Raw genomic sequence first — 23,570 nt, forward strand, 5'->3', positions numbered from 1 at the left:
TTTGTACCGTTAAATATAAGCGAGGGATTAGAGCTTTGAAAAATCTTAAAGTATTAGCGTTTACTCATAAACATGTCGAATTAAAAGATCTAGGTAATCTAGTGATCTGCAATGAGGATTTAGAAAGTCGACTCATTAGCTTAAAACACAGCCTGGATATTCCGGAGATCTTTTACATTGGTACATGTAACCGAGTAGAGTTTGTATTTTATGGAGCTCACGAATTGACCAACGAATTTATTGCGGAGTTTATGGGAAAATTGAATTTCTGTGTTCCGCAAGAACGACTTCAATGTTATTTGGGTCAGGTCAACAAATATGAGGGAATGGATGCTTTACATCATTTGCTCCGTATGTCCTGTTCCCTTGAAAGCCTTGTTGTGGGCGAGAAAGAAATTTTGGCGCAGGTACGTAGAGCCTATGATCGCTGTAGAGAAGCTGGTTTTACGGGTGATTTTCTTCGCTTGATGATGGATCGTCTTGTAAAGACAGCAAAAGAAGTTTATACCTATACTAAAATTTCCAGAAATCCGATTTCTGTTGTTTCTCTTGCCTACCGCAAATTACGTGAATTAAAACTAGTTGAAAACCCTAGAATTCTTATTATCGGATCAGGGGAAACAAACCAAAACTTAGCAAAATATTTCCAAAAAAATCAAAAAGCCAAATTTGTGGTTTTTAACCGCACACTTGAAAATGCTAAAGCATTAGCTGAGGAGTTAAATGCTAAAGCTTATCCGCTTGCTAGCATTGGCGAATACAAAGAAGGTTTTGATATTCTGATTACATGTACCGGAGCTCCAACATCAATTATTGATAATACCTTGTACCAATCACTACTAAATGGTGAAACTGACAAGAAAATTATCATTGATTTAGCCGTTCCAAATGATATCGATGCTGAAGTAATCAAAAACAACCCGATTCATTACATCGAAGTCAGTAGCTTGCAAGCTATTGCGGAGAAAAATATCCAAGAACGTTATAATGAACTGGACAGTGCTGAAAAAATCATCCAGGACAATATTCAGGAATTTTTACCCCTGATCAAACAGAGACGTGTAGAGGTTGCTATGCGTGAAGTTCCTGAGAAGATTAAAGAAATCAAGTCATTTGCTTTAAATGAGGTCTTTGCCCAAGAAGTACAGGCGCTTACACCTGAGGCGAGGGAAGTCCTTGAAAAAGTCATCAACTATATGGAAAAGAAATACATCAAAGTTCCAATGGTTATGGCGAAGGAGATCCTGGTAAAAACGCCTGAGACCGAGAAAAACTAATTGCAATCTTATCGCTGCAATCATCTCTGACAAAATACATTTATCCCTTTTCTGATATACGGCCAATAATGGCGATCGTATGTGATTGCTTTTTCGTCAAAGAGTTCCTACTGCTATTCTAATTTTCGGTTTATCAATCATTTCCTTCTAGATAATGACAGTAACGTGTCAACATATTCCACCTATTTATTTATTTTTGCTTCGATAAATGGTATTAAACACATTTTAATAGGTAAAGTAAAATAACGTGAATAGAAAACTAATTATTGGCACCAGGGGAAGTGTTCTTGCAATGTGGCAGGCAAATTTTGTGAAAGACCGATTACAGGAAATCGGTATAGAAGCAGAGTTAAAAGTCATCAAAACTCAAGGTGATATTATTCAACATCTCCGTTTGGATAAATTGGAAGGTAAAGGATTTTTCACCAAAGAACTTGAGGAAGAACTTTTGAACGGGACCATTGATTTAGCTGTACACTCGCACAAAGATTTACCTACGATTAATCCACCTGGATTGATCATCGCAGCTGTTTCTGAACGGGAGGATCCCTCCGAATTATTAATTATTCATAAGGATTGTGTAGATATCAAGAAGCGTCTGTCCTTAAAACATAACGCAACCGTTGGAACATCTTCCAACCGTAGAAAGGCACAGATATCGGCATTACGTCCAGACCTGGAATTCGACGATCTAAGAGGTAACCTGCAGACAAGAATGCAAAAACTGCGAGATGAACAATACGACGCAATTGTACTGGCTAAAGCTGGTATCAGCCGTATCGAAATGGATATCTCTGATTTTCATGTCGAAGAAATCCCGCCGGTCGAAATTATTCCTGCTCCGGCACAAGGTGTATTAGCTATTCAGATCCGTGAAGTCGACAAAGAACTCTTTGCCGCATTGCAGCCGCTAAATAATGATGATGTAGCTAAAACCATTGCTGTGGAACGCTTGGTATTGAACAAATTTGACGCAGGATGTCATGCTCCACTCGGATGTTATTGTCGTAAAAGTGGTGGCGAATATGAGGCTTGGGCTTCCATTGCTGATACGAGTGAAGACTTTCCTGATCGTGTGTACCTCAGAGATGCTGATCCAAACCGATTGGCAGAGCGTATTTTCAGCAAGTACGCAAAAGACCGTAAGTTGCCTCAATCGGTCTTTATTTCCAGAGAGGTGGACGAAAATTCCTACTTCGCGCGCGCAATGGCCAAACACAATATTTTCATCGAAGGCCGTTCATTGATCAAAATATTTCCCATCATCAACAAACTGGATCCTTTTATCCTGAAGCATGTCGATTGGATTATATTTTCAAGTAAGAACGGGATTGAGCATTTCTTCAATCTGGAACCCCGATTGAGTAAAAAGACCAAAATAGGCGTTATTGGCCGTGGTTCAGAAGAAGTATTGCGTAAGTACGATCGTGTAGCTGATTTTTCCGGTGACAGCGAAGGTATTAACATGGATGAAATCGCTAAGAAATTTGCCGAATTGGCAAATGGTGGAACGGTCCTTATTCCGCGCGCAAAGGAATCGCTTGAGACTATTCAGAAAGCGCTAAGTCCAGCGACAAAAATCATTAATATTCCTGTCTATGAAACCGTACTGGAAGAGGATGTTGATCCCTCCAATGCAGAAGTACTCGTATTTACAAGCCCTAGTAATGTAGAAGCCTATTTTGCGGACAATTTATTAGAGCCGGGACAGAAGGTTATCTGCATAGGTCGTTCAACCGGAGCGAAGTTTGATGAGATGAATGTTCCTTACACACTTCCGTATTCACCAGACGAGATAGGTCTCTCAGAGGCTGTTTTTGGCCTGGAATATTAAATCGTATCAAGTAGTTAGTATTGCGTATTGAAAAGTTAGCAAACGGATTTACCGCCTTTGCAATTGAACGACACGAAATCACTGGATCATAATAAATAAATAAAAAATAATGTTACAACGTCCGAGAAGAAATCGTAAATCTGCCGTGATTCGCGACATGATTCAAGAGACACGTTTAGACGCGTCAAATTTGATTTTTCCACTTTTTATCGTAGATGGCCAAAATCAAAAAACCGAAGTTAAATCAATGCCGGGTATTTACCGCTATTCTATTGATAATTTATTGAAAGAAGTGGAAAGCTGCCTCAAATTAGGCTTACGTTCATTTGACTTATTTCCCAATATCGAAGAGTCATTGAAGGACAAATATGCGACGGAGAGTTACCGTGACGGAAGTTTGTATTTACGGGCTATTGAGGCCGTAAAGAAAAATTTTCCTGAAGCTTGTATCGTTACGGATGTAGCAATGGATCCTTATAGCAGCGATGGTCATGATGGAATTGTCGAGGATGGCGAGATCTTAAACGATGAAACATTAGAGGTACTGGGCAAAATGGCACTCGCACACGCGCAATCCGGCGCAGATATTATCGCGCCATCAGATATGATGGATGGACGTATCGGGTATATTCGTGAGCTATTGGACCATAATGGTTTCACCAACGTATCTCTAATGTCGTATACGGCGAAGTATGCATCAGCCTATTATGGTCCATTCAGAGACGCTTTAGGTTCGGCTCCAAAACATGGTGACAAGAAAACCTATCAAATGAATCCTGCAAATGCGAAAGAAGCGCTTATTGAGGCTCAACTCGATGCACAAGAAGGTGCAGATTTCCTAATGGTCAAACCAGGGCTTCCTTATTTAGATATTGTGAAACTTCTCGCTGACAATTTTGATCTCCCAATCGCGGTGTATAACGTCAGTGGCGAATATGCGATGTTAAAAGCTGCCATCCAAAATGGCTGGCTGGACGAACGTGTGATCCTGGAAACGTTATTAAGTTTCAGACGTGCAGGCGCAACAGCAATTTTATCTTACCACGCCAAAGAAGTCCTGGAGAAAGGATATATTAGTATTTAGTATTGAGATAGGAGCATTTAGATTTCGGTCGTGGAAGCCTGCGGCTGACAAGTATCTCTTTTTTTTACTTTTTAACGAGCAATAGCGAGCTCATCTTTAAATAATTTTTACTTTTCAATTTGACAATGCAAACACCTGATATTTCACGAGCAAAATCTGCTGAATTATTTGAAAAAGCAAAACAATACTTCCCGGGCGGTGTGAATTCTCCGGTTCGGGCTTTTAAATCCGTATTTGGTACTCCATTATTTATAGAACGAGGTGACAAAGCCCGTCTTTGGGACGCTGATGGCAATGAATTCATCGATTTCTGCTGTTCGTGGGGTCCTTTGATTCTGGGACACAATAACGATCAAGTTCGTGAGGCCGTTGCCGCACAATTAGGTAAAGGATTGAGTTTTGGTGCACCTACTGCTCTGGAAAATCAACTCGCCGAATTGATTATTGAAAAAAATAAATATATCGAGAAAATTCGCTTCGTCAGTTCAGGAACTGAAGCTGTGATGTCCGCAATCCGTTTGGCAAGAGGATATACCAAACGGGATAAGATTATCAAATTTGACGGATGTTACCATGGTCATTCGGATTCGCTTTTAGTGAAGGCTGGTTCTGGACTGGTTACTTTCGGAGAAACTTCTTCGGCTGGCGTTCCCAAAGCCTTTGCAGATGAAACAATCGTCATCGAGTTAAATGACAAAGACGCGCTAAGAGCTGCTTTTGCAGAATTTAAAGATCAGATTGCTGCTGTGATCATTGAAGGTATTCCTGCCAACAACGGTCTATTAATGCAATCCAAAGAATACATGCATTTCTTGCGTGATATCACAAAAGAAAATGGGAGTATGCTAATCATGGATGAGGTCATCACCGGATTCCGGATCGGTTTTGAAGGAGCTTCTGCATACTACGAAGTCCAGCCGGATATTATCACCTATGGCAAGATCATAGGTGGCGGTATGCCAGTAGGAGCCTATGGGGCATCCAAAGAACTTATGGCTTGTATATCACCTGACGGTGCCGTTTATCAAGCTGGTACCTTGTCTGGGAACCCTGTGGCCATGGCAGCAGGTATTGCAGCCCTGACTATTTTAGCGCAAGATGATTTCTACACAAACTTAAATGCGAAAACTGCGGCATTCGTTCAGGATCTTCGTGATTATATCGCTGAAAAAGGTTATCAAGTACAATTATTCCATGTTGCCTCTATTTTCTGGTTTGCATTTACTGAGCAAGAAGATATCAAGAAAGCAAGTGAAATTGATCCCGCTTCCATGGAATCATACAAAATCATGCACCGCGAACTTCTGAATAGAGGAGTTTACTTCGGTCCTTCGGGCTATGAAGTTGGTTTTGTTTCCGCTGCGCATACCGACGCGGATTTAAATACCGCCAAGAAGCATATTTTTGATGCCTTGGACATCGTCTTTCATTCATAAAAGGAAAGTATAATACAACAATGCCCTAAAAACTATTTTAGTTCTTGGGGCATTTATGTGCTGTTTAATCAAGAATCTCTGTCTCAACTAAAGTTCCTGTTGAACTACAGTATGGGTATCAGCCAATTTTGTAGATAGCTTTTTATCTTTCGATTTTATCTTATTCAATCCCTGGATAAGTTCATCCAATGAAAATTTGCCTTTAATATCCATAAATACGCTTTCATCTCCTTCATCATGTACCAAAAGTGAGACCCTGCTGATTACATTATCTTTGTCAATACGTGCATTGATTGAGATCTCCTCCCCCTCACTATTAATCACCAGCAGTTCTTCAAATTTGTTTTTCTTTAAAAATTTATGGTAATCTTTCAGAATCAACGCATTCTTTTCCTGATCATTATTAGATAATGTCATCATCCTGAATTTTTTCAACTTTTTGACGATGGCGGCCATCGCCTTTGCATCCTCGTCGTTATCATCCTGCAATGCCTTTTTGATAAATGGTCTGGTCAACCACATCGGCAAATTGATGGCCACGATCTCTGCATTATTTGAAACATTGGATCCCCTTACAAAATCCATGTTGGAACCTTTTTTAATGATACAGGACTGCAATGAAAATAGCACTCCAATTAGGCATAACAATGTTAGTATTCTTTTCATAATATTTACTTTTTATTGTTATTTTGTTTGTCTTTACTCACTTTGTTGTTTCCTTCATTGACCAAGTTGGTCACATCTTTCAAAGGTATCGCTCCATCCAGAATCATAAATAGATTCTGGTCATCCCCATTTATTGTAAGTAATAAATTGTTTAGAATATCCGCATTCGCAGACATATTTTCCACCATGAACCGAATATCTTGACCATCGCTGTTTAGCGACATAAGTTCTTCATATTTTAAATTTGAAACGGCGCCACGAATGATACCTGTCAAATTTTTATCTTCGCCATCTTCCACGATCAACATACGTAAAGATTTAACGTTCTTAAGTAGCGGCGTAATCGTCTGCATATCCTCGTCATCAATTTTTAAATTCCCTAACAACTTGAACATTGGGGCTCCAATTTTAAGTGTGGTCACTCCCTTTTTCCCTTGATATTGCTCGAAAAGTTTATCTAACTTGGAAATCTGTGCGTTTGCCATACTTGCTACAAGTAATAGGCAAGCTATTAATAATCCTTTCATATTATTTTAGTTAATTGATATTGACATTTGTTTTATATTCATTGCTTTATCTACTCCATTTTCCAGATTATTTGCCAGCAATCCCAATGACTTAAGAGTCAATTCAACAGCTTCCTCTTCGTTGGCAACAGGTTTACCGTTTAATACAACATAATCCGCCTGATAGCCATCTTCCATTTGCTGTAAAGACTGGACAACCTTCTTCTTGTTCGCCATTATTTTCTTCGATGGCACGCGTTGATTAAAATGCTTCGAAGTATTCGCCGCGAGCATTGTACTTCGTTTCTTGTCTCCACTTACTATTATCTCCACATCTGAATGTGCTGTTGCTTCATTATGCGCTGTAACATCCTTAGCTGAGGTTTCCTGTGGCTTTTTTATCTGTTGATCAGCAAGTACTGGCGGATCTGTTGTTGGCTCTTGACTCAGATAAAAAGCGAATCCCATAACCGCCAGGAGAATTGCTGCTGCAGTATATTTTATCCAATTATTGGCTCGCCATCTGATGATTTTCTTATCTGCTTTGATCTGATTTTCAAATTCATCAAAGGACCAGTCCATTTTCACACTCTTTTCCTGATCCAATAGCTGAAAGAACAGTTCATCCGATTTCTTCAGCTCCCTTTCTTCCTCTGACGACGTCTTGCCATCAAAGTATTTATCTTGCAATTCCTCTAATCTTTTGTTTTTCATCGTTACAAATTTGAGTTTCAATGTTGATGAAGCTATCTGTTCTATTTTTTATTTGAATAAATCCGGACACTTTCATAATCAAATAATTTTGTCAACTGCTCTTTTACTTTCTGCCTGGCCCGCATCAGATTAACTCTGACAGCAGACTCCCCCATTTCCAATACTTCTACGATCTCGTCGATATCATAATCTTCTACATCACGTAAATGCATCACAAGACGCTGTTTTTCAGGCAGCGAGTTGATCATTTCCAAAATTATCTCCTTCGTATTTCCTACAGAATTTTCTGTTGTTGAAATAATCTGGTGCTGTTCAGCAAAATCTGTACGGACCTTATCTTTTTTAATCCGGTTCAATGCCTCATTTTTAACGCTCTGCATGCAAAATGCCTCTAAATTTCTATATTGATACAATTTATCTTTCCCCTGCCACAGACGCATCATCACATTTTGAACCGCATCAAATGCTTCATCGTCATCAACCAAGATCCGTTTCGCAAAGCGAAATAGCTTATCCTTATGGACGAAAACGGTATTTTTAAATTGTTCTTGGTTCATTTTAGTATTGAGATGTTAGATTTGAGATTTTGATTGTACAAACCTGCAGCTTAGCTAATTTTTTTTGTTCGTTTTAAATACGTCTTATATTATTTCCTTTACCATTTTTGCATGCTATATAAACAAGACATTTCAGGTCTCCTATTTATTACATCTAATATGAATATTTTTTTAAACTATTTATTTATTCAAATCACAGGCTATGTACGCTGTTCTTTTAGCCCTGTGAAAACGATCGACAAGATGATTTCCTGTTTAAGATAACGTTTTCTCACAAACAGCTTACTGATTTTGGCATTATTACAAACAAAATACGCTGAGCTATTGTTATTTAAGATGCTGAACAATAAAAATTTAAATAAAAAAATTATGAAGTACTACAGAATTACAGGCGTTACCGCTGCATTAGTCTTGTTGATCGGAGCCGTTGGATGTAATAATTCATCCAATAAAGGTGCTGACCACAAGGATTCAATGGGTGATGCCGATACCAGTATTGCACAGAAAATGGATTCTATTTCAGTTAGTCCAATTGCTGATTCAAAACAATTTCCTGGGGCAAACCTCGAGATTGCTTCTATTAGTGCCGAAAAAGTAGGTGCTGACTCCGCAAAGGTTACCGTGAAATATACTGTTAAAAACTTCACGCTAACTGAAATGACAGAAGATGCGCATGCCGCCCATATGGCCAACTCGCATGATGGACAACATATCCATTTTATTTTGGATAATAAACCTTATACCGCACTGTATAAACCCGAGCACACTGTTACTTTGGCTTTAAATTCAGAGCATTATCTACTCTCATTTCTGTCCCGGTCTTATCACGAATCCATTAAAACTACGGAGGCCTCAAAATTGATTAAATTCAAGATAGATGCCACAGGGAAATTGACACAGGAACCAACTCCTAAAGAACCATCTTTGTTTTACTCCCGTCCAAAAGGGGAATACAAAGGTGATGAAACCAAAAATTTATTGCTGGATTTCTACTTGGTCAACACCAGTATTGCCCCAGACGGAAATAAAGTTACCGCAGATATCAACGGACAGACATTTACATTGGATAAATGGGGGCCCTATGAAATTAAAGGCTTACCAATGGGAAATACTAAGGTTAAATTAACCTTAGTAGATAAAGAAGGTAATGCGATTACGGGAGATAATGTCTCGGTGGAACGAGATATTAAACTCTCCGAGAAATAGCATTAAAAAAAAGAGCCTGGTATTGATATCAGGCTCTTTTTTTTAGTGCTACATTAGGGGTTCATTGTGTGACCACCTGACATTATGGTAATTTCTCAAAATCAATTTTCGGCGCGGTATTTTTATTGACAAACTCAAACATGTTGCCCGGTTTAACAATATCATTAAAGAAACCTCCGTTTCTTAAAAAGTAGCCATTTTCTGTTGTTCCACCGATAGCATCAATACGCTGATGAGCACGGTAGGTATTATCAACACTGAATGAAGCGGATTGGACAGGGCGCCATTGGCCATCATAAACCCACTGATTTTTAAATTCTACCTGTCTTCCTAAATATCCCTGATTCGGGCTAAAATTCTCCAGAAAACTATGAAATCTTTTTAAATAGGTATTTGTTTGCGGACGTTTGAAACTGGCGATTACATTCCATGCTTTTTCCTCAGGCACAAAAAACCAGGCGGTATAGTCTGTATTCCCTTTTCCATCCGGGACACCTTTCAACAAGAATTTATAAGTTTCACCCGCTTTCCAGAAATATTTACGGTAACTCTGTCCACCGGATCCTTCATTGCCAAATTCTCCCGTTTGCACGTCTTTTCCTTTCTTTAACAAATGGATTTTTTGATCTTCTGGGATACTTTTCGGATCATCTGTATGGAAGGGGCTCCAAACTGAAAAAAGAATACGTCGTTCCGTCTCTGAATTCACCTGTATACCAAAATATCCCTCACCAAAACCATTGGCCATAAAATATGAACCGATTTTATCTTCTCCTTTTGGGACAGTTATTTCATTATAATAATAGCTGACATTTCCTTCACTCGGTATCGTATAATTTAAGTGACAGGAAGGACCACGACGTGACCAATAGTAATAATCAGGATCATTTGAATAGATAAGACCTTCAGATGCTGCTTCTCCACTAACAATTAATTCCGTTACATCGGCAAAGTTACTCCCCGACTTACTTAGTCCTTTTAAGTTCACCTGTACATAGCCCGGCGCTTTGACATCAATCGACAAGGCTGCGGTCTCGGATAACTCAGTTCCTTTTATATCTAAGGAACTTCTTTTTCCCAAGGCAGAAATCTCTATTTTGGAAGTATTTCCGGCCTCAGCTTTTGCTTTGAGCTTTAATTCAAGATTTCCGGTTTTCTCAGTTCTGAAATAAACCGATGCGATGCTTTGATCATTCGACCATTTCACCAGCCCATTGCGCCCTGAAATTTCTGCACCATCATTTTGTCCGGTAGTAATAAAGGCATTGCCCGCCAGCGGAACGGAATAGGATTTTATAGAAGTCTGCGCATTACTACCTATTGAAAGGCAAGATAAGGCACCTATGAAGAAGTGTTTGATAAAGAGTTTTCTTTTCATCTTTTATTTTTTTATCATTTGTCTGTTACCTAAGCCATTTATGTCGCCTCAGCTATCAAGTTTTTTAGAAGCCAAGTGAGCTCATATCAGTTAAGCAGATATTAGCGTGCGTTTAAATCAGTTCTTGGAAATTGTATTACTTTGATGAAGATAAAGCTTAGATTGACATAAAACGAAAGGAAATGTATATCAATCGATTGTGTAAAAAAGCAGCGATAATTACCCCAATATTCAACCCATTAAAAAGATTTATGAAAGATATTAGCGTAGCCCTATATGAATCTCAAATAAAATAAAGAAAAATAGCAAAGCTCCTTCTTTAATTGAAAGTCTATTCATTCAAACCGAGTTCGGTAACCATCTTCTGATAATTATTCAGAAAATACTTATAAAGTTTAAACTGTTCGGTTTCTTCATATTCCACCTGTTGCAAACCGAACTCAGAAACGGTGTAAATCTCCGCATCTGGATAGGCCAACAAAATTGGTGAATGGGTAGCAATAATAAATTGGGACTTATTGTTGACCAATTGATTTATTCTCGTTAGTAAACGAAATTGGCTGTTGATAGAAAGCGCTGATTCAGGCTCATCAAGTAGATACAGTCCACGTCCCGAAAAGCGTTTATACATTAAATCAAGAAAACTCTCCCCATGAGAGCATTCGTGCAATGAGCCCCCATAATTTGTCTCAAGAGCCCCCAAATCATCTTCAAATATATCATCAACCTCTGTCGCCACATTATAAAAGCTCTCGGCCCGTAAGAAAAACCCATCACTTTCACGGAAGGCTGTTCTTATGACCTGCAGCTCGTTAAAAAGTTCGGAATGGGAATCTTTCGTATGGAAATTAAAGTTCTTGGTCCCCCCTTCAGGATTAAAGCCAGCATTAATAGCAATAGCCTCCACCAAAGTGGACTTACCCGAACCATTCTCCCCAATGATAAAGGTCACAGGGGATCGAAACCGTAACTCATTCAAGTTCAATATTGAAGCAATATTAAACGGATACACTATTCGATCCTTGATTGGTTTTGTATTTTTTATGGAGTGAATGTAATACATAAAATCTGATAACAATGAAACACTAAACTTCTCTGAACGCCTTTACAACGTAATAGATCACCGGAATAAAAATAAATCCCAGTGGCAACGGTAGAAACCAAACGCCCAGCCCATCTATTAATTCCAATATTTTATCGCCAAGTGTCGGTATGAGTTTTATGCCTGGTCATTTTTGCACTTTAATTGGTTACCGCAAATTGATTTGGCTAAACAAGATCGAATTAACTCGATTTTATACTCACTAAGTTAAGAAACATACGGTAACAATACAATGGAGCAAACCGGGTGCCGGCTTATCCAATATAGTAGTGATATCGATCTAGTACCTTGGCAGCTATTGCGCCTTCTTTAAGCTTTATGCAAAAAATTATCGGACATAAAAAAAGTGAAGCGGTTACCCGCTTCACTTTTCCACACCATGTTAATAACTATGTTGATAACTGTGTTTTATCAAATTTTTATCTGTTTTAATTATTCACATTCTGTTAATAGAGCTGTTGAATAAGGTATAAATAATTAAAAACCAACACTTTTTAGATTTAATCCTGTACGTTCATTTAATCCGAACATAAGATTCATATTTTGTACGGCTTGTCCAGATGCTCCTTTCAACAAATTATCGGTCGCATTTAAGATCAGCAACTTATTCCCATGTTTCTCCAAGTGGATAATACTTTTATTGGTATTTACAACTTGTTTGAGGTCAATATTGCTCCGACTAACGTGCGTAAATGGATGTGTGGCATAATAGTCTTCGTACAATTCATAAGCTTGTTCCTCCGTCAAATCTGAGTCAACATAAATCGCCGAGAAAATTCCCCGTGTAAAATCACCACGCTGCGGAACGAAATTTATTCTTTCCGCGGCACGTGCTAATAATGAATCATCAGAAGTTGGCAAAAATCCATTTTGCAATTGATCCAAGGACTCCGAAATTTCCTGTAGATGCTGATGCTCGAAAGACTTGTATGCAGAAAGATTATTGTTACGCCAAGAAAAGTGCGTGGTCGCCCCAGGCTTCTGTCCAGCACCAGTAGACCCTGTCGTCGCATTAATATGGATCTGATCAGGTAGTAGCCCCTTGTTTGCCAATGGCAATAAGGCCAACTGAATATTGGTGGCAAAACAACCCGGATTGGCAATATACTGCGCAGATCTGATCGCTTCCTTATTTAGTTCTGGAAGTCCATATACAAATTGCTGTCCCTGATACACGGTATTCGCCCGAAGACGATAATCTTGCGAAAGGTCTATAATCTTTACAGCTGGCGCAACGTGATTCGCATCTAAAAACTTACGTGCATCACCATGGCCAACACACAAAAACAAAACGTCGATATCTGTATGAAAATCTGAAGTGAAGGTCAGTTCTGTATCACCGAAAAGGTCATTGTGAACTTCATATAATTTGTTCCCTGCATTAGACGCACTATTAGCAAACACGATTTCTACTTCGGGATGATAAATCAATACCCGTAATAATTCACCGCCCGTATATCCTGCCGAACCAACGATTCCTACTTTTATCATTTTCTTTTTTTGTATTGAGATATGAGTATTGAGACTTCGGTTACACAAGCCAAAGGCTTACCAACTACCTCCCTTTTTTTATTTTGACTTTTTACTTATTGTTTACTTTATGCCAGATAATAGTCTGATTTCCAAAAATTTTAGAGAAGCCTTTCACATCGTCACCAGTATACCCTTTATTCATCTCCCCGTAACTACCGAATTTATTGGACATTAAATCATGCTCCGACTCAGTACCAATCACAACAAAACGATAAGGATGTAATTCAACGATCACACGCCCCGTTACAGTGTCCTGCGAAGACTGTAAGAATGCTTCGATATCGCGCATCACTGGATCATGCATCTGTCCTTCGTGCATATAATTTCCGTAGAAAGCAGCGATTTGATCTTTCCAGGATAATTGCCATTTGGTCAAAGTATGTTTTTCCAGCGTGTGGTGTGCCTTAATCAAAATCACTGAAGCTGCGGCTTCAAAACCTACACGACCTTTGATACCGATAATTGTATCCCCTACGTGAATATCACGACCGATGCCATAAGGTTGAGCGATTGTCTGCAATTCCTGAATGACCTTAACCGATGCCATTTTCTCTCCGTTTAAAGCAACTGGCTCCCCTTTTTCAAAATCTATTGTGATTTGTTGGGGATCTGAAGAAGTCACAGGAGTGGGCCATGCCGATTCGGGTAGATATTGATTGGATGTCAATGTTTCCGCCCCACCGACAGAAGTACCCCAAAGCCCCTTATTGATTGAATATTTGGCTTTTTCTGCCGAGTACTCAACACCATGTTTATTCAAGTATTCGATTTCCGCTTCGCGGGATAACTGTAAATCACGGATAGGTGTAATAATTTCAACGCCGGGTATCAAGGTTTGGAAAATCATGTCAAAACGTACTTGGTCATTTCCAGCACCTGTAGAGCCATGTGCAACACATTCAGCTCCGATTTTTTTTGCATAGTTTGCAATGGCAGTAGCCTGACATACGCGTTCAGCAGATACTGACAATGGGTAGGTCGCATTTTTCAGTACATTACCAAAGATCAAGTATTTAATAGTTTCGCGGTAATAGTCTGCTGTTTCGTCAATCGCCGTATGTGATTTTACACCTAATGCATAAGCACGAGCTTCAATATTTTTTAATTCTTCATCCGAAAAACCACCTGTATTTACGACGACGGAATGAACCTCTAACCCTAAATCTTGCGTAAGATAAATACAACAAAACGAAGTATCTAATCCTCCGCTGAATGCTAAAACTACTTTTTTCATTGAGATAAATTGTTTTTTAGTGTGGTGAAACTATTATCAACCAACCTGACTCTATTTGAGCCTTAAGCTGACCGTTTCATCGCTGTTCATTATTTATTTTCAATGGCTGCTACGCCAGTTGACATGCTATGTATGATTTTTGCGGAGAAAGGTATATACCATCCAATTTCTCCTGTTAAAGTTATTAAAATCCTTTTGCAACTTTATTATGCTTTGGGAAATTGACCGCCACGAATTTATTGGCCGATTTCCAAAACTTTGCCTGTATACGTTTTAACAAAGATTGTTTTTGTGTGATTCGCTCTAAACGCTCCTTTGCTTCATGTTTACGTTGGATCTTTTCTTTCAGCTCACGTTCTTTTTCTTCTGGATCCCAGAGCATAGCCGTACACATACAATTCTTACGGTCTTTGCTCATTAAAATTTCATAATTCACACAACTCTGACAGCCTTTCCAGAATTCGTCATCGTTCGTCAATTCTGAATATGGTACGGGTTCGTATCCAAGTTCTGAATTAATTTTCATGACAGCAAAACCTGTGGTCAAACCAAATATCTTTGCTTTGGGATATTTTTCACGGGACAAATCAAATACCCTTTTCTTAATGGCTTTTGCCAAACCAACCTTCCGAAATTCGGGATTGACTATAAGTCCAGAATTTGCAACGTAATCGCCATGGCCCCAAGTTTCAATATAACAAAAACCTGCCCATCGACCGTCCCGATGTAAAGCAATTACTGCTTTGCCTTCATTCATTTTGTTGGCAACATACTCTGGTTTACGACGCGCAATACCAGTACCACGAGCCTTTGCAGACTCGAACATCTCGTTGCAAATAACCTCTGCATAATGTGCATGCTCAGGTTTAGCCGGAATAATTAAAAAATCTGATATAGTCATTGACTTACGACCCTAATAATAAAACAACAACTACTGTCGTGTTTTGTTACTGAATAAATTAAAATAATGGATTCAAAACCATCGGACAATCATGGCCTTGTTTGGAAAGATTCACTACCTCAAATCAAGCCCGAGGTAGTATGGGTCGTCGGAAGCGTAAAACAGGTATTTCTACGAAAATGAAAGCACAGAATACCTTTCTCATAAACTTCTCAAAAGTTTGAGTATAAGAATAGTCGTTCTTTTTGCTGTGTTTCATTTTATGTCTCTGTCAATTTGTTTCTGACGTTGCAAATGTATAAAAATATTTTTTTCTTTTCCACAATATTATCATGGATTTTTTGCAAAAATCAAAAAATTACAATCAGGACTCAAAACAGGCTTGTAACCTTCATTTTCAAGCAATTAATTATTGATAACCCCAGCATGTCGCCAGGCCTCAGGCGATATTAATTTGACAATAAAACTGATGAAGGTTTAAGGCTTTATTAATTGATAAGGGGACTTTTTTCTATGGGTTCGTTATTTTTGGACAAAAACGATACTTTTGTATACATCATTTAGAGGAAAATAGCATGTCACCGAGTTTAATTTTCTATATTATTTTTGCTGTGCCCTATATCATCTTTATGTATTGGCTTGTCAAACAGGACAAACATAAATACGCTTGGGGACTCGCAATTATTACTGTGGTCGCCATACTGGCGATTTATGTATCGCAGAAAGCGAGCAAAGTTGCGATGGACAACTATCAACAACATCAGATCGATTCCAGAGAAATCGAACGTGAAGAACGTTTGCAAAAACAGCAGGACAGCATCAATCATGCTCAACAATAAAAAAAGCGGCAATACCGCTTTTTTTATTGTTGTCGTATTATTCCGATTTACTGGTCGATCCCTTCCAATTTAAACAAAAAAGCATATTCTAAAGCAATCTCCTTCAAATAGTCAAATCTTCCCGAAGCACCGCCGTGCCCGTAATCCATATCTGTCTTCAAGAGCAAAACAGACTTTCCGGCTTTGATAGTCCGTAATTTTGCCACCCATTTGGCGGGCTCAAAATATTGAACTTGACTATCATGTAGTCCAGTGGTAACTAGCATATTTGGATATTCTTTCGGTTCAACATTCTCATAGGGCGAATAACTTTTCATATAAAAATAAGCATCCGACTCATTGGGATTGCCCCATTCATCATACTCATTCGTCGTTAATGGTATTGTCTCATCCAACATGGTATTCACAACATCCACAAAAGGAACTTGAGCTATGATACCATGGTATTGCGCTGCTGCAATATTCGCAACAACACCCATTAATAATCCACCTGCACTCCCCCCTTGTGCATAAAGATGGTCTGGAGAGCTGTATCCCGCTTCAATAAGGTGCCGCCCACAATCTACAAAATCATTAAAAGTATTCATTTTATGCATCATTTTCCCATCCTCATACCACTGGCGTCCCATTTCTTCACCACCACGGATATGTGCTAGCGCATAAATAAATCCACGATCCAATAAACTCAACCGATTGCTGGAAAAACCAGGATCCATGGATGCGCCATAGGAACCATAGGCATATTGCAGCAGCGGCGCTGTGCCATCTAATTTGGTTCCTTTCTTGTAAACGAGAGAAATAGGCACTTTTACACCATCCCTCGTCGGGGCATAAATACGTTCAGTCTTATAAGCAGCGCGGTCATAGCCACCCAAAACTTCCTGTTGCTTTAGCAATACTTTGCTCCGATCCCGCATGTTATATTCGTAAACGGAACTTGGCGTCACCAATGAGGTATATCCATAACGCAGATTTTCCGTATTGTATTCGACATTTATCCCCGGATATACCGTATAGGCTACCTCTCCAAAATCCAAATAATGCTGTTCCTGACTGCCCAAATTATAAATCGCCAACTGGGTCAATCCATCTTTTCGTTCGGCTATTGCCAAAAATGACTTAAACTCTTCGATGTCACTCACCAGCACATCTGGACGATGTGCCAAGAAAGTAGTCCAATGTTCGCGCCCCGTTTTGTCCAGCGGGCATTGCATCACCCGGAAGTTAATAGCGTCATCATTGGTCAATATCAAAAAACGATCTTCCAAAGGAACTATGGTATAAAGCACATCATTCCGACGCGGTTGAAAAACCTTAAAATCATCATTGGGAAGATCGGCATCCAACAACCATATTTCGGAAGACAAAGTCCCTTCCGAACTGATGATAATGTATTTACTATTTTTTGATTTACCGACTGCGATGTAATTTGTATTATCTCTTTCCTCATATACAGACACATCAGTGGAAACATCTGTTCCCAGTGTATGTCGCATAATTTTTTCACTCAGTAGTGTCACTGGGTTCTTCGCTGTATAAAACAGTGTCTGGTTATCATTCCCCCAGATTGCAGTACCTTCGGTATTAGCAATTCGATCAGGGTAAATCTCACCTGTCTCCAGATTCTTAATGTATATTGTATATTCCCTTCTGGAAACCGTATCCACACTAAAAGCTAGCAAACGATTGTCCGGACTAATTGAAAACCCCTTAGCAGTATAATAGGCATATCCTTCCGCTAGCTTGTCAATATCCAATAATAATTCTTCGTCGGCATCCAAACGACCTTTCTTGCGGCAAAACTTAAAATATTGATACCCCTCCTCAGTTCTGCTGTAATAATAGTAACCGTTCTTAAAGTAAGGTACGGACTCATCCTTTTCCTTGATGCGAGATTTCATTTCCCGGAATAAGTCTTCCTGAAAAGATTCCGTACCTTTTAACATTGCGGCAGTATACGTATTCTCCGCAGTCAGATAGTCGATAACTTCGGCGGATCGTTGTCCTTTTTTAAAATAGTCAATCATCCAGTAATAGTTATCCACGACAGTATCACCATGAATCTGTCTTTTGTATGGATGTGTTGCAGCTATTGGGGCCGAAACTTCGGGCCAATGTATATTTTTGTTATCTTGCATATACGCTATTAATTCGCTAAATCTCGTCTTTTTAATTAAAAAAAACACTTATTATTATATGTTCCTCGCGATCGCACGATCGCCCAAAGGAATTCAATTTAACGCATTTCTTTAAAAATATCAAAACGATATTTAAACATGGCAGATCGGTTTCAGACTATTTTATGGTTTTTCATACTTCGCAATACGCATCCTCCCAGTCTGTACCGTTACGGGCACGAAAAGTCACTTTTAATAAAAATTAACAATTCAAGAGGGGCAATAATACTATCTTTGCTACTGTGCTAGGAGAAAATTTTATGAATTTAAAGAAATCATTATATCTGATTGCCCTGGGTGTGTTGCCGGTAATCTCGTTTGCTCAAAGTGAATCTGTTCCTCCAAATTGGTATAACTTGGATTATCACACGGATGGTGTGATGGGAATCAGTACGGAGAAAGCCTATAAAACTTTATTAAAGGGAAAAAAATCAACACCTGTCATTGTTGGCGTTTTGGACGGTGGGGTGGATGTCTTTCACGAAGATCTGAAGGATGTCGTTTGGATCAATCCAAAAGACAGTCTGTCCAATGGGAAAGATAATGATGGTAATGGGTATATCAATGACAAGTACGGTTGGAACTTTATTGGCAATGCCGATGGGAAAGATGTTCAATTTGACAACCTGGAACTTACGAGGCAATTAAGGATTTTAGACAAAAAATTTGCGGGTGTCACCCCTACGACTGAACTGAATGAAGCCGACAGGAAAGCTTTTTTGGCCTATCAAAAGATGGTGGTTAAGTACAAGAACAAGCTAGAAGAAGCCAAAATGGGGCAGTTTTCCTATGATGCCCTTAAACGTAATCTAGATGCTGTGGTCCGTGAAATAGGTAAACAACCGGCAGAAATCACCTTGACCGATCTGGAGAACTTCAACCCAAAATCGAATAATCAACGTATCGCACTCGGTTATGCGAAAGATGAGATTCAAACCAACGGTTTTGTCAAGTTTTTTGATGATATCACGGAGGGTGCAAAATATTTCAACAATCAGGTTGAATACCATTTGAACAAGGAATACGATTCCCGTCCCATTGTTGGCGATAATTACGAAGATGCCTCCGAACGTTATTACGGAAATGCGGACGTGAAGGGGCCTGATGCGCTTCATGGCAGCCATGTAGCCGGTATTATTGCCGCCAATCGCAACAACAAGATTGGCATCAATGGCGTTGCAGACAACGTCAAAATTTTAGCTGTACGTTTGGTTCCGGACGGTGATGAACGTGACAAAGATGTCGCAAATGCAATCCGTTATGCAGTAGACAACGGCGCAAAAGTGCTCAATATGAGTTTCGGAAAAAGCTATGCACACAACAAGCAAACCGTGGATGAGGCCGTTAAATATGCCGAGTCCAAAGACGTATTAATGGTACATGCAGCAGGGAATGACAGTGAGGATAATGATGTGGAACCAAATTTTCCGATGAAATACTACACCGATGCAAAGGGAGATACTACCGGTATCGCAAACAACTGGATCACCGTGGGTGCAACGGGCTTATATCCGGACAACGCGCTTTTAGCCGATTTTTCCAACTATGGTAAAAATTCAGTTGATGTATTTGCTCCCGGCGTACGGATTAATTCCACTATTCCAGATTCACAGTATAAAGAAGAACAAGGAACAAGTATGGCTGCTCCGGTAGTCGCCGGACTGGCAGCTATGATACGCTCTTATTATCCGAATCTCTCCGCTGTGGAAACCAAAAAGGTCATTTTGGAATCTGTGGAAAAACCGGTGGGAATGGTTCAGATCAAGGTGGGTGAAGATGCGACAAAAATGGTTAAATTAGCAGATATTTCTGTTACTGGAGGAATCGTTAATGCATATAATGCGATTCTTAAAGCTGAAGAATTTAGTAGTAAAAAGAAAAAATAAATATTATTCTCGTTTTTGTATACCAAAACCATCTTTTGTCCGTTTAATTAATTAACTTACAGGGACAAAACTCAAGATGCTTATGGTAGAAAACTTTACCCAATCAGAAAACGAAGTTCAAAATTTGCTAACCCAAAACGAGAAGGTAATGACTGACGAGGATATAGAAAATGAATTGAAACTTCAATTACCCAAAATGTTGCTTAATCCAAGCAAAAAATGTATTGCGAATATCATGGAATATTCCAAACAAATGGAAAAAAGAAAGGCCTAATCCAGAGATTAGGCCTTATTTATTGAAATAAAATCAACTTTTCTACTTCCTATTATCTAAGCAGATAAGTGACCTTACCATATTCCTAAAATACCTGATAGATTCATCCCCCACGCCCTATTATTGCAATCCATTTGTGTCCCATATTAATCTGCTCGATGAGCCCTGTGTAAGCGTTAAGTTTTCTTTTTTGATAGAAATTTTGGCTAGTTTTGGAGTGATGTTAAAACAAGAACGATACAAAGCTTTTGTGGAATATTTTTCCAAAAATAATCCCGATGCGCAGACAGAACTCAACTATAGTAATCCGTATGAATTACTTGTTGCAGTCATTCTATCGGCCCAATGTACAGACAAGAGAATTAATCAGATCACGCCTAAGCTATTTGAACGTTATCCCGATGCTCATACTTTAGCTGCCTCCAGTGTGGATGAGGTATTTAGTTATATCCGCTCGGTAAGCTATCCAAATAACAAAGCCAAGCATCTGGTCGGGATGGCACAAATGCTCATTGAAAAATTTGACAATGTTGTTCCCGAACAGATCGAAGATTTAGTCAAGCTTCCGGGGGTCGGTAGAAAAACGGCTAATGTCATTTCCTCTGTCGTATATCATAACCCCGCAATGGCCGTGGATACGCATGTGTTCCGTGTGGCGAATCGGCTCGGCCTCACCTATCGTGCAACAACCCCCTTGGCCGTAGAGAAACAATTAGTCAAAAATCTCCCCAAAGAGACCATTGCCGTTGCGCACCATTGGTTAATCTTGCATGGACGATATATTTGTCTGGCCAGAAAACCACTTTGCGAAAAATGCCCGATTACCTATATGTGTAAATACTTTGAGAAAACACATCACATCAAGAGCGCTCCGAGCGCTACAGAAAACGAAAACTAATTTTTTTAGTGAAAATATTTGGTTTATTCTTTTTTATTTTTAATTTTGATAAATATATACTAAAAATATGAGCAACACAGATAAATTAAAAGCGTTACAGCTGACGTTAGATAAATTGGAAAAGAACTTTGGAAAAGGTTCGATTATGAAATTAGGAGATACAGCTGTTGAGCCTATCGAGGCGATTTCTACGGGATCCTTAGGTTTGGATATCGCTTTAGGAATTGGCGGTGTTCCAAAAGGACGTATCATTGAAATATATGGACCTGAATCTTCAGGTAAAACAACATTGGCAACGCACATTGTTGCCGAAGCACAGAAAAAAGGTGGTATTGCGGCAATTATTGATGCTGAACACGCCTTTGATAAATATTACGCGCAAAAGCTAGGTGTTGATGTTGAGAACTTATTAATTTCTCAACCTGATAATGGTGAGCAAGGGTTAGAAATTGCAGACAATTTAATTCGTTCGGGTGCCATTGACGTTATTGTTATTGACTCTGTAGCGGCATTAGTACCTAAAGGTGAGATTGAAGGTGAAATGGGTGATTCAAAAATGGGTCTTCAAGCCCGTTTAATGTCTCAAGCCTTACGTAAGTTGACGGGAACAATTTCCAAAACCAACTGTTGCTGTATTTTCATCAACCAATTGCGTGAAAAAATTGGTGTGATGTTCGGTAACCCTGAAACAACAACAGGTGGTAATGCATTGAAGTTCTACGCTTCTGTACGTTTGGATATCCGTCGTACATCGCAGATTAAAGATTCTGACGAGGTATCCGGTAACCGTGTTAAAGTTAAAATTGTTAAAAATAAAGTGGCGCCTCCATTCCGTATTGCTGAATTTGATATCATCTTTGGGGAAGGTATCTCAAAAGTCGGTGAAATCATAGACTTAGGTGTTGAATATGGTATCATCAAAAAAGCGGGGTCCTGGTTTAGCTACGGTGAAACCAAATTAGGACAAGGTAGAGATGCCGTAAAAGCCCTATTGTTTGACAATCCAGATCTAATGGATGAACTTGAGGCAAAAATCCGTACGGAAGTAACAGGAGAAGATCCTATGCTTCATGTAGAGGAAAATGAAGACTAGTTGCTGTAAAAATTAGTATAATGTAGGTGGCCATCCTTTAGGGATGGCTATTTTTTTATCCTCTCCTGCACATAGCCATGATTAAGTTTAAATGATTATTTTGTTACATGCCCAAACTTTTGAGTTTGTAGTGTAAGATTTTATTATTTTTAGCGTAGCGAACATAAATCGCTGACTTTATTCCAAACTTAATTTTGAAAAATGAACCATAAGCTCATTGTATTTATATTGATCCTCTTCGGATCAATATTTCATCTCAGCGCACAAAAAATCCGCGTGCTTTCCTTCAATATTCATCATGGGAATCCACCCTCAGAAAAGGAATCTGTTATCAATCTCGATACCATCGCCCAAATTATTAAACATAGCAATGCTGATCTGGTTGGGTTGCAAGAAATTGACGTTAACCTAGCACGGTCCTACAATGAGGATCAAGCGAAAAAATTGGCTGAACTAACGGGAATGCATTACATTTTCTCAAAAGGAATAAATCTCGAAAAAGGTGAATATGGTACTGCGATATTGTCGAAACAGCCGATAGAACATGTGGAAAAACATTTTCTTCCTTCTCCAGTCGAAAGTGAACAACGAAGCTTATCCGTTGTTGAAGTGAGTATAAACAAAAAGAAGATCCTATTTGCAAACACCCACCTGGATCTAAAAGACAAAAACAAAATCGCACAGGCAAAGTTCATTACATCTCGTTTTAAAAATGAAAAACGACCTATTATCCTGGTCGGTGATTTAAACTCCGAACCCACTGATCCTGCGATTAAAGAACTTGGCACGTTATTCACAAAAACAACGAGCCAAAATGGTTTTACTTTTCCACAAGATAATCCAAGTACCGAAATAGACTATATTATGGTCAACACGGCATCACATCCCAAATTTGTCAACCACCGCGTTCTTGAAGAAAAATATGCGAGTGACCATCGACCATTGTATGTTGAAATCGACATTAAATAACTCCTT

The 23,570-nt window shown here is 39.1% G+C and carries 21 protein-coding genes; 11 read left to right on the forward strand and 10 right to left on the reverse strand.

Features of this window, described 5'->3' with window-relative positions:
* Positions 1-35 precede the first annotated feature (35 nt).
* The 4 genes from hemA (at position 36) to hemL (ending at position 5,631) form a co-directional block, all read left to right on the forward strand.
* Positions 36-1,277: a glutamyl-tRNA reductase gene (hemA, locus tag HMAT_RS22770; RefSeq protein ID WP_104385157.1), complete on the forward strand. Its 1,242-nt coding sequence runs from the start codon at positions 36-38 to the stop codon at positions 1,275-1,277.
* Between the two features lie 247 nt (positions 1,278-1,524).
* Positions 1,525-3,111, forward strand: a complete 1,587-nt coding sequence (gene hemC, locus HMAT_RS22775) for a hydroxymethylbilane synthase (protein WP_104385158.1) — start codon at positions 1,525-1,527, stop codon at positions 3,109-3,111.
* A gap of 109 nt (positions 3,112-3,220) precedes the next feature.
* On the forward strand, positions 3,221-4,195 hold the full coding sequence (gene hemB / locus HMAT_RS22780) for a porphobilinogen synthase (protein WP_104385159.1): 975 nt from the start codon (positions 3,221-3,223) through the stop codon (positions 4,193-4,195).
* Positions 4,196-4,320: 125 nt separating this feature from the next.
* On the forward strand, positions 4,321-5,631 hold the full coding sequence (gene hemL, locus HMAT_RS22785) for a glutamate-1-semialdehyde 2,1-aminomutase (RefSeq protein ID WP_104385160.1): 1,311 nt from the start codon (positions 4,321-4,323) through the stop codon (positions 5,629-5,631).
* An 87-nt stretch (positions 5,632-5,718) separates the two neighbouring features.
* Here hemL and HMAT_RS22790 read toward each other — a convergent pair whose 3' ends face one another.
* Genes HMAT_RS22790 through HMAT_RS22805 form a run of 4 tightly spaced genes read right to left on the reverse strand, consistent with a single transcriptional unit; the run spans position 5,719 to position 8,074 of the window.
* Positions 5,719-6,297 (reverse strand): DUF4252 domain-containing protein, encoded by a 579-nt coding sequence (locus tag HMAT_RS22790; protein WP_104385161.1) that lies wholly within the window; start codon positions 6,295-6,297, stop codon positions 5,719-5,721.
* 5 nt (positions 6,298-6,302) lie between these two features.
* Complete coding sequence (locus HMAT_RS22795) at positions 6,303-6,824, reverse strand: DUF4252 domain-containing protein (RefSeq protein ID WP_104385162.1); 522 nt, start codon at positions 6,822-6,824, stop codon at positions 6,303-6,305.
* Between the two features lie 6 nt (positions 6,825-6,830).
* A complete protein-coding gene (locus HMAT_RS22800) occupies positions 6,831-7,517 on the reverse strand; it encodes a hypothetical protein (RefSeq protein ID WP_104385163.1) in 687 nt (228 codons plus the stop codon).
* A 41-nt stretch (positions 7,518-7,558) separates the two neighbouring features.
* Positions 7,559-8,074, reverse strand: coding sequence for an RNA polymerase sigma factor (locus tag HMAT_RS22805; RefSeq protein WP_104385164.1), 516 nt, complete (start codon positions 8,072-8,074; stop codon positions 7,559-7,561).
* A gap of 369 nt (positions 8,075-8,443) precedes the next feature.
* Between HMAT_RS22805 and HMAT_RS22810 the strand changes: the two genes are divergently transcribed.
* Positions 8,444-9,280 carry a hypothetical protein gene (locus HMAT_RS22810; protein WP_104385396.1) on the forward strand — a complete coding sequence of 279 codons (837 nt, stop codon included), beginning with the start codon at positions 8,444-8,446 and terminating at the stop codon, positions 9,278-9,280.
* A gap of 82 nt (positions 9,281-9,362) precedes the next feature.
* Here HMAT_RS22810 and HMAT_RS22815 read toward each other — a convergent pair whose 3' ends face one another.
* From HMAT_RS22815 to HMAT_RS22835, 5 genes are all read right to left on the reverse strand, one after another.
* Positions 9,363-10,658: a DUF3472 domain-containing protein gene (locus tag HMAT_RS22815; protein ID WP_104385165.1), complete on the reverse strand. Its 1,296-nt coding sequence runs from the start codon at positions 10,656-10,658 to the stop codon at positions 9,363-9,365.
* A 331-nt stretch (positions 10,659-10,989) separates the two neighbouring features.
* Positions 10,990-11,721 (reverse strand): AAA family ATPase, encoded by a 732-nt coding sequence (locus HMAT_RS22820; RefSeq protein ID WP_104385166.1) that lies wholly within the window; start codon positions 11,719-11,721, stop codon positions 10,990-10,992.
* Between the two features lie 516 nt (positions 11,722-12,237).
* A complete protein-coding gene (argC, locus tag HMAT_RS22825) occupies positions 12,238-13,251 on the reverse strand; it encodes an N-acetyl-gamma-glutamyl-phosphate reductase (RefSeq protein ID WP_104385167.1) in 1,014 nt (337 codons plus the stop codon).
* A gap of 91 nt (positions 13,252-13,342) precedes the next feature.
* On the reverse strand, positions 13,343-14,527 hold the full coding sequence (gene argG, locus HMAT_RS22830; protein WP_104385168.1) for an argininosuccinate synthase: 1,185 nt from the start codon (positions 14,525-14,527) through the stop codon (positions 13,343-13,345).
* Between the two features lie 184 nt (positions 14,528-14,711).
* Positions 14,712-15,428, reverse strand: a complete 717-nt coding sequence (locus tag HMAT_RS22835) for a GNAT family N-acetyltransferase (RefSeq protein ID WP_104385169.1) — start codon at positions 15,426-15,428, stop codon at positions 14,712-14,714.
* Between the two features lie 575 nt (positions 15,429-16,003).
* Here HMAT_RS22835 and HMAT_RS22840 point away from each other — a divergent pair.
* Positions 16,004-16,267 carry a hypothetical protein gene (locus tag HMAT_RS22840; RefSeq protein ID WP_077438077.1) on the forward strand — a complete coding sequence of 88 codons (264 nt, stop codon included), beginning with the start codon at positions 16,004-16,006 and terminating at the stop codon, positions 16,265-16,267.
* 47 nt (positions 16,268-16,314) lie between these two features.
* On the opposite strand, the gene HMAT_RS22845 is transcribed toward HMAT_RS22840, so the two are convergent.
* Positions 16,315-18,405, reverse strand: coding sequence for a S9 family peptidase (locus tag HMAT_RS22845; protein ID WP_104385170.1), 2,091 nt, complete (start codon positions 18,403-18,405; stop codon positions 16,315-16,317).
* 299 nt (positions 18,406-18,704) lie between these two features.
* Here HMAT_RS22845 and HMAT_RS22850 point away from each other — a divergent pair, with 299 nt between their 5' ends.
* The 5 genes from HMAT_RS22850 (at position 18,705) to HMAT_RS22870 (ending at position 23,564) form a co-directional block, all read left to right on the forward strand.
* Complete coding sequence (locus HMAT_RS22850; RefSeq protein WP_104385171.1) at positions 18,705-20,330, forward strand: S8 family peptidase; 1,626 nt, start codon at positions 18,705-18,707, stop codon at positions 20,328-20,330.
* 82 nt (positions 20,331-20,412) lie between these two features.
* On the forward strand, positions 20,413-20,604 hold the full coding sequence (locus HMAT_RS22855; protein ID WP_146191123.1) for a hypothetical protein: 192 nt from the start codon (positions 20,413-20,415) through the stop codon (positions 20,602-20,604).
* A gap of 220 nt (positions 20,605-20,824) precedes the next feature.
* Positions 20,825-21,502 carry an endonuclease III gene (gene nth / locus HMAT_RS22860; protein WP_104385173.1) on the forward strand — a complete coding sequence of 226 codons (678 nt, stop codon included), beginning with the start codon at positions 20,825-20,827 and terminating at the stop codon, positions 21,500-21,502.
* Positions 21,503-21,569: 67 nt separating this feature from the next.
* Positions 21,570-22,595: a recombinase RecA gene (gene recA / locus HMAT_RS22865; protein ID WP_104385174.1), complete on the forward strand. Its 1,026-nt coding sequence runs from the start codon at positions 21,570-21,572 to the stop codon at positions 22,593-22,595.
* Positions 22,596-22,796: 201 nt separating this feature from the next.
* A complete protein-coding gene (locus HMAT_RS22870) occupies positions 22,797-23,564 on the forward strand; it encodes an endonuclease/exonuclease/phosphatase family protein (protein WP_104385175.1) in 768 nt (255 codons plus the stop codon).
* Positions 23,565-23,570 lie beyond the last annotated feature (6 nt).

The sequence above is a fragment of the Sphingobacterium sp. HMA12 genome (assembly GCF_002933815.1).
Taxonomy (GTDB): domain Bacteria; phylum Bacteroidota; class Bacteroidia; order Sphingobacteriales; family Sphingobacteriaceae; genus Sphingobacterium.

Coding starts and splice junctions, on each gene's coding strand:
- HMAT_RS22800 (WP_104385163.1), bottom strand. CDS start 7,517: ATGAAAAACAAAAGATTAGAGGAATTGCAAGATAAATACTTTGATGGC.
- hemL (WP_104385160.1), top strand. CDS start 4,321: ATGCAAACACCTGATATTTCACGAGCAAAATCTGCTGAATTATTTGAA.
- HMAT_RS22810 (WP_104385396.1), top strand. CDS start 8,444: ATGAAGTACTACAGAATTACAGGCGTTACCGCTGCATTAGTCTTGTTG.
- HMAT_RS22820 (WP_104385166.1), bottom strand. CDS start 11,721: ATGTATTACATTCACTCCATAAAAAATACAAAACCAATCAAGGATCGA.
- argG (WP_104385168.1), bottom strand. CDS start 14,527: ATGAAAAAAGTAGTTTTAGCATTCAGCGGAGGATTAGATACTTCGTTT.
- HMAT_RS22850 (WP_104385171.1), top strand. CDS start 18,705: ATGAATTTAAAGAAATCATTATATCTGATTGCCCTGGGTGTGTTGCCG.
- HMAT_RS22835 (WP_104385169.1), bottom strand. CDS start 15,428: ATGACTATATCAGATTTTTTAATTATTCCGGCTAAACCTGAGCATGCA.
- HMAT_RS22855 (WP_146191123.1), top strand. CDS start 20,413: ATGGTAGAAAACTTTACCCAATCAGAAAACGAAGTTCAAAATTTGCTA.
- HMAT_RS22805 (WP_104385164.1), bottom strand. CDS start 8,074: ATGAACCAAGAACAATTTAAAAATACCGTTTTCGTCCATAAGGATAAG.
- HMAT_RS22815 (WP_104385165.1), bottom strand. CDS start 10,658: ATGAAAAGAAAACTCTTTATCAAACACTTCTTCATAGGTGCCTTATCT.
- HMAT_RS22790 (WP_104385161.1), bottom strand. CDS start 6,297: ATGAAAAGAATACTAACATTGTTATGCCTAATTGGAGTGCTATTTTCA.
- recA (WP_104385174.1), top strand. CDS start 21,570: ATGAGCAACACAGATAAATTAAAAGCGTTACAGCTGACGTTAGATAAA.
- HMAT_RS22840 (WP_077438077.1), top strand. CDS start 16,004: ATGTCACCGAGTTTAATTTTCTATATTATTTTTGCTGTGCCCTATATC.
- argC (WP_104385167.1), bottom strand. CDS start 13,251: ATGATAAAAGTAGGAATCGTTGGTTCGGCAGGATATACGGGCGGTGAA.
- HMAT_RS22795 (WP_104385162.1), bottom strand. CDS start 6,824: ATGAAAGGATTATTAATAGCTTGCCTATTACTTGTAGCAAGTATGGCA.
- hemB (WP_104385159.1), top strand. CDS start 3,221: ATGTTACAACGTCCGAGAAGAAATCGTAAATCTGCCGTGATTCGCGAC.
- nth (WP_104385173.1), top strand. CDS start 20,825: ATGTTAAAACAAGAACGATACAAAGCTTTTGTGGAATATTTTTCCAAA.
- HMAT_RS22870 (WP_104385175.1), top strand. CDS start 22,797: ATGAACCATAAGCTCATTGTATTTATATTGATCCTCTTCGGATCAATA.
- HMAT_RS22845 (WP_104385170.1), bottom strand. CDS start 18,405: ATGCAAGATAACAAAAATATACATTGGCCCGAAGTTTCGGCCCCAATA.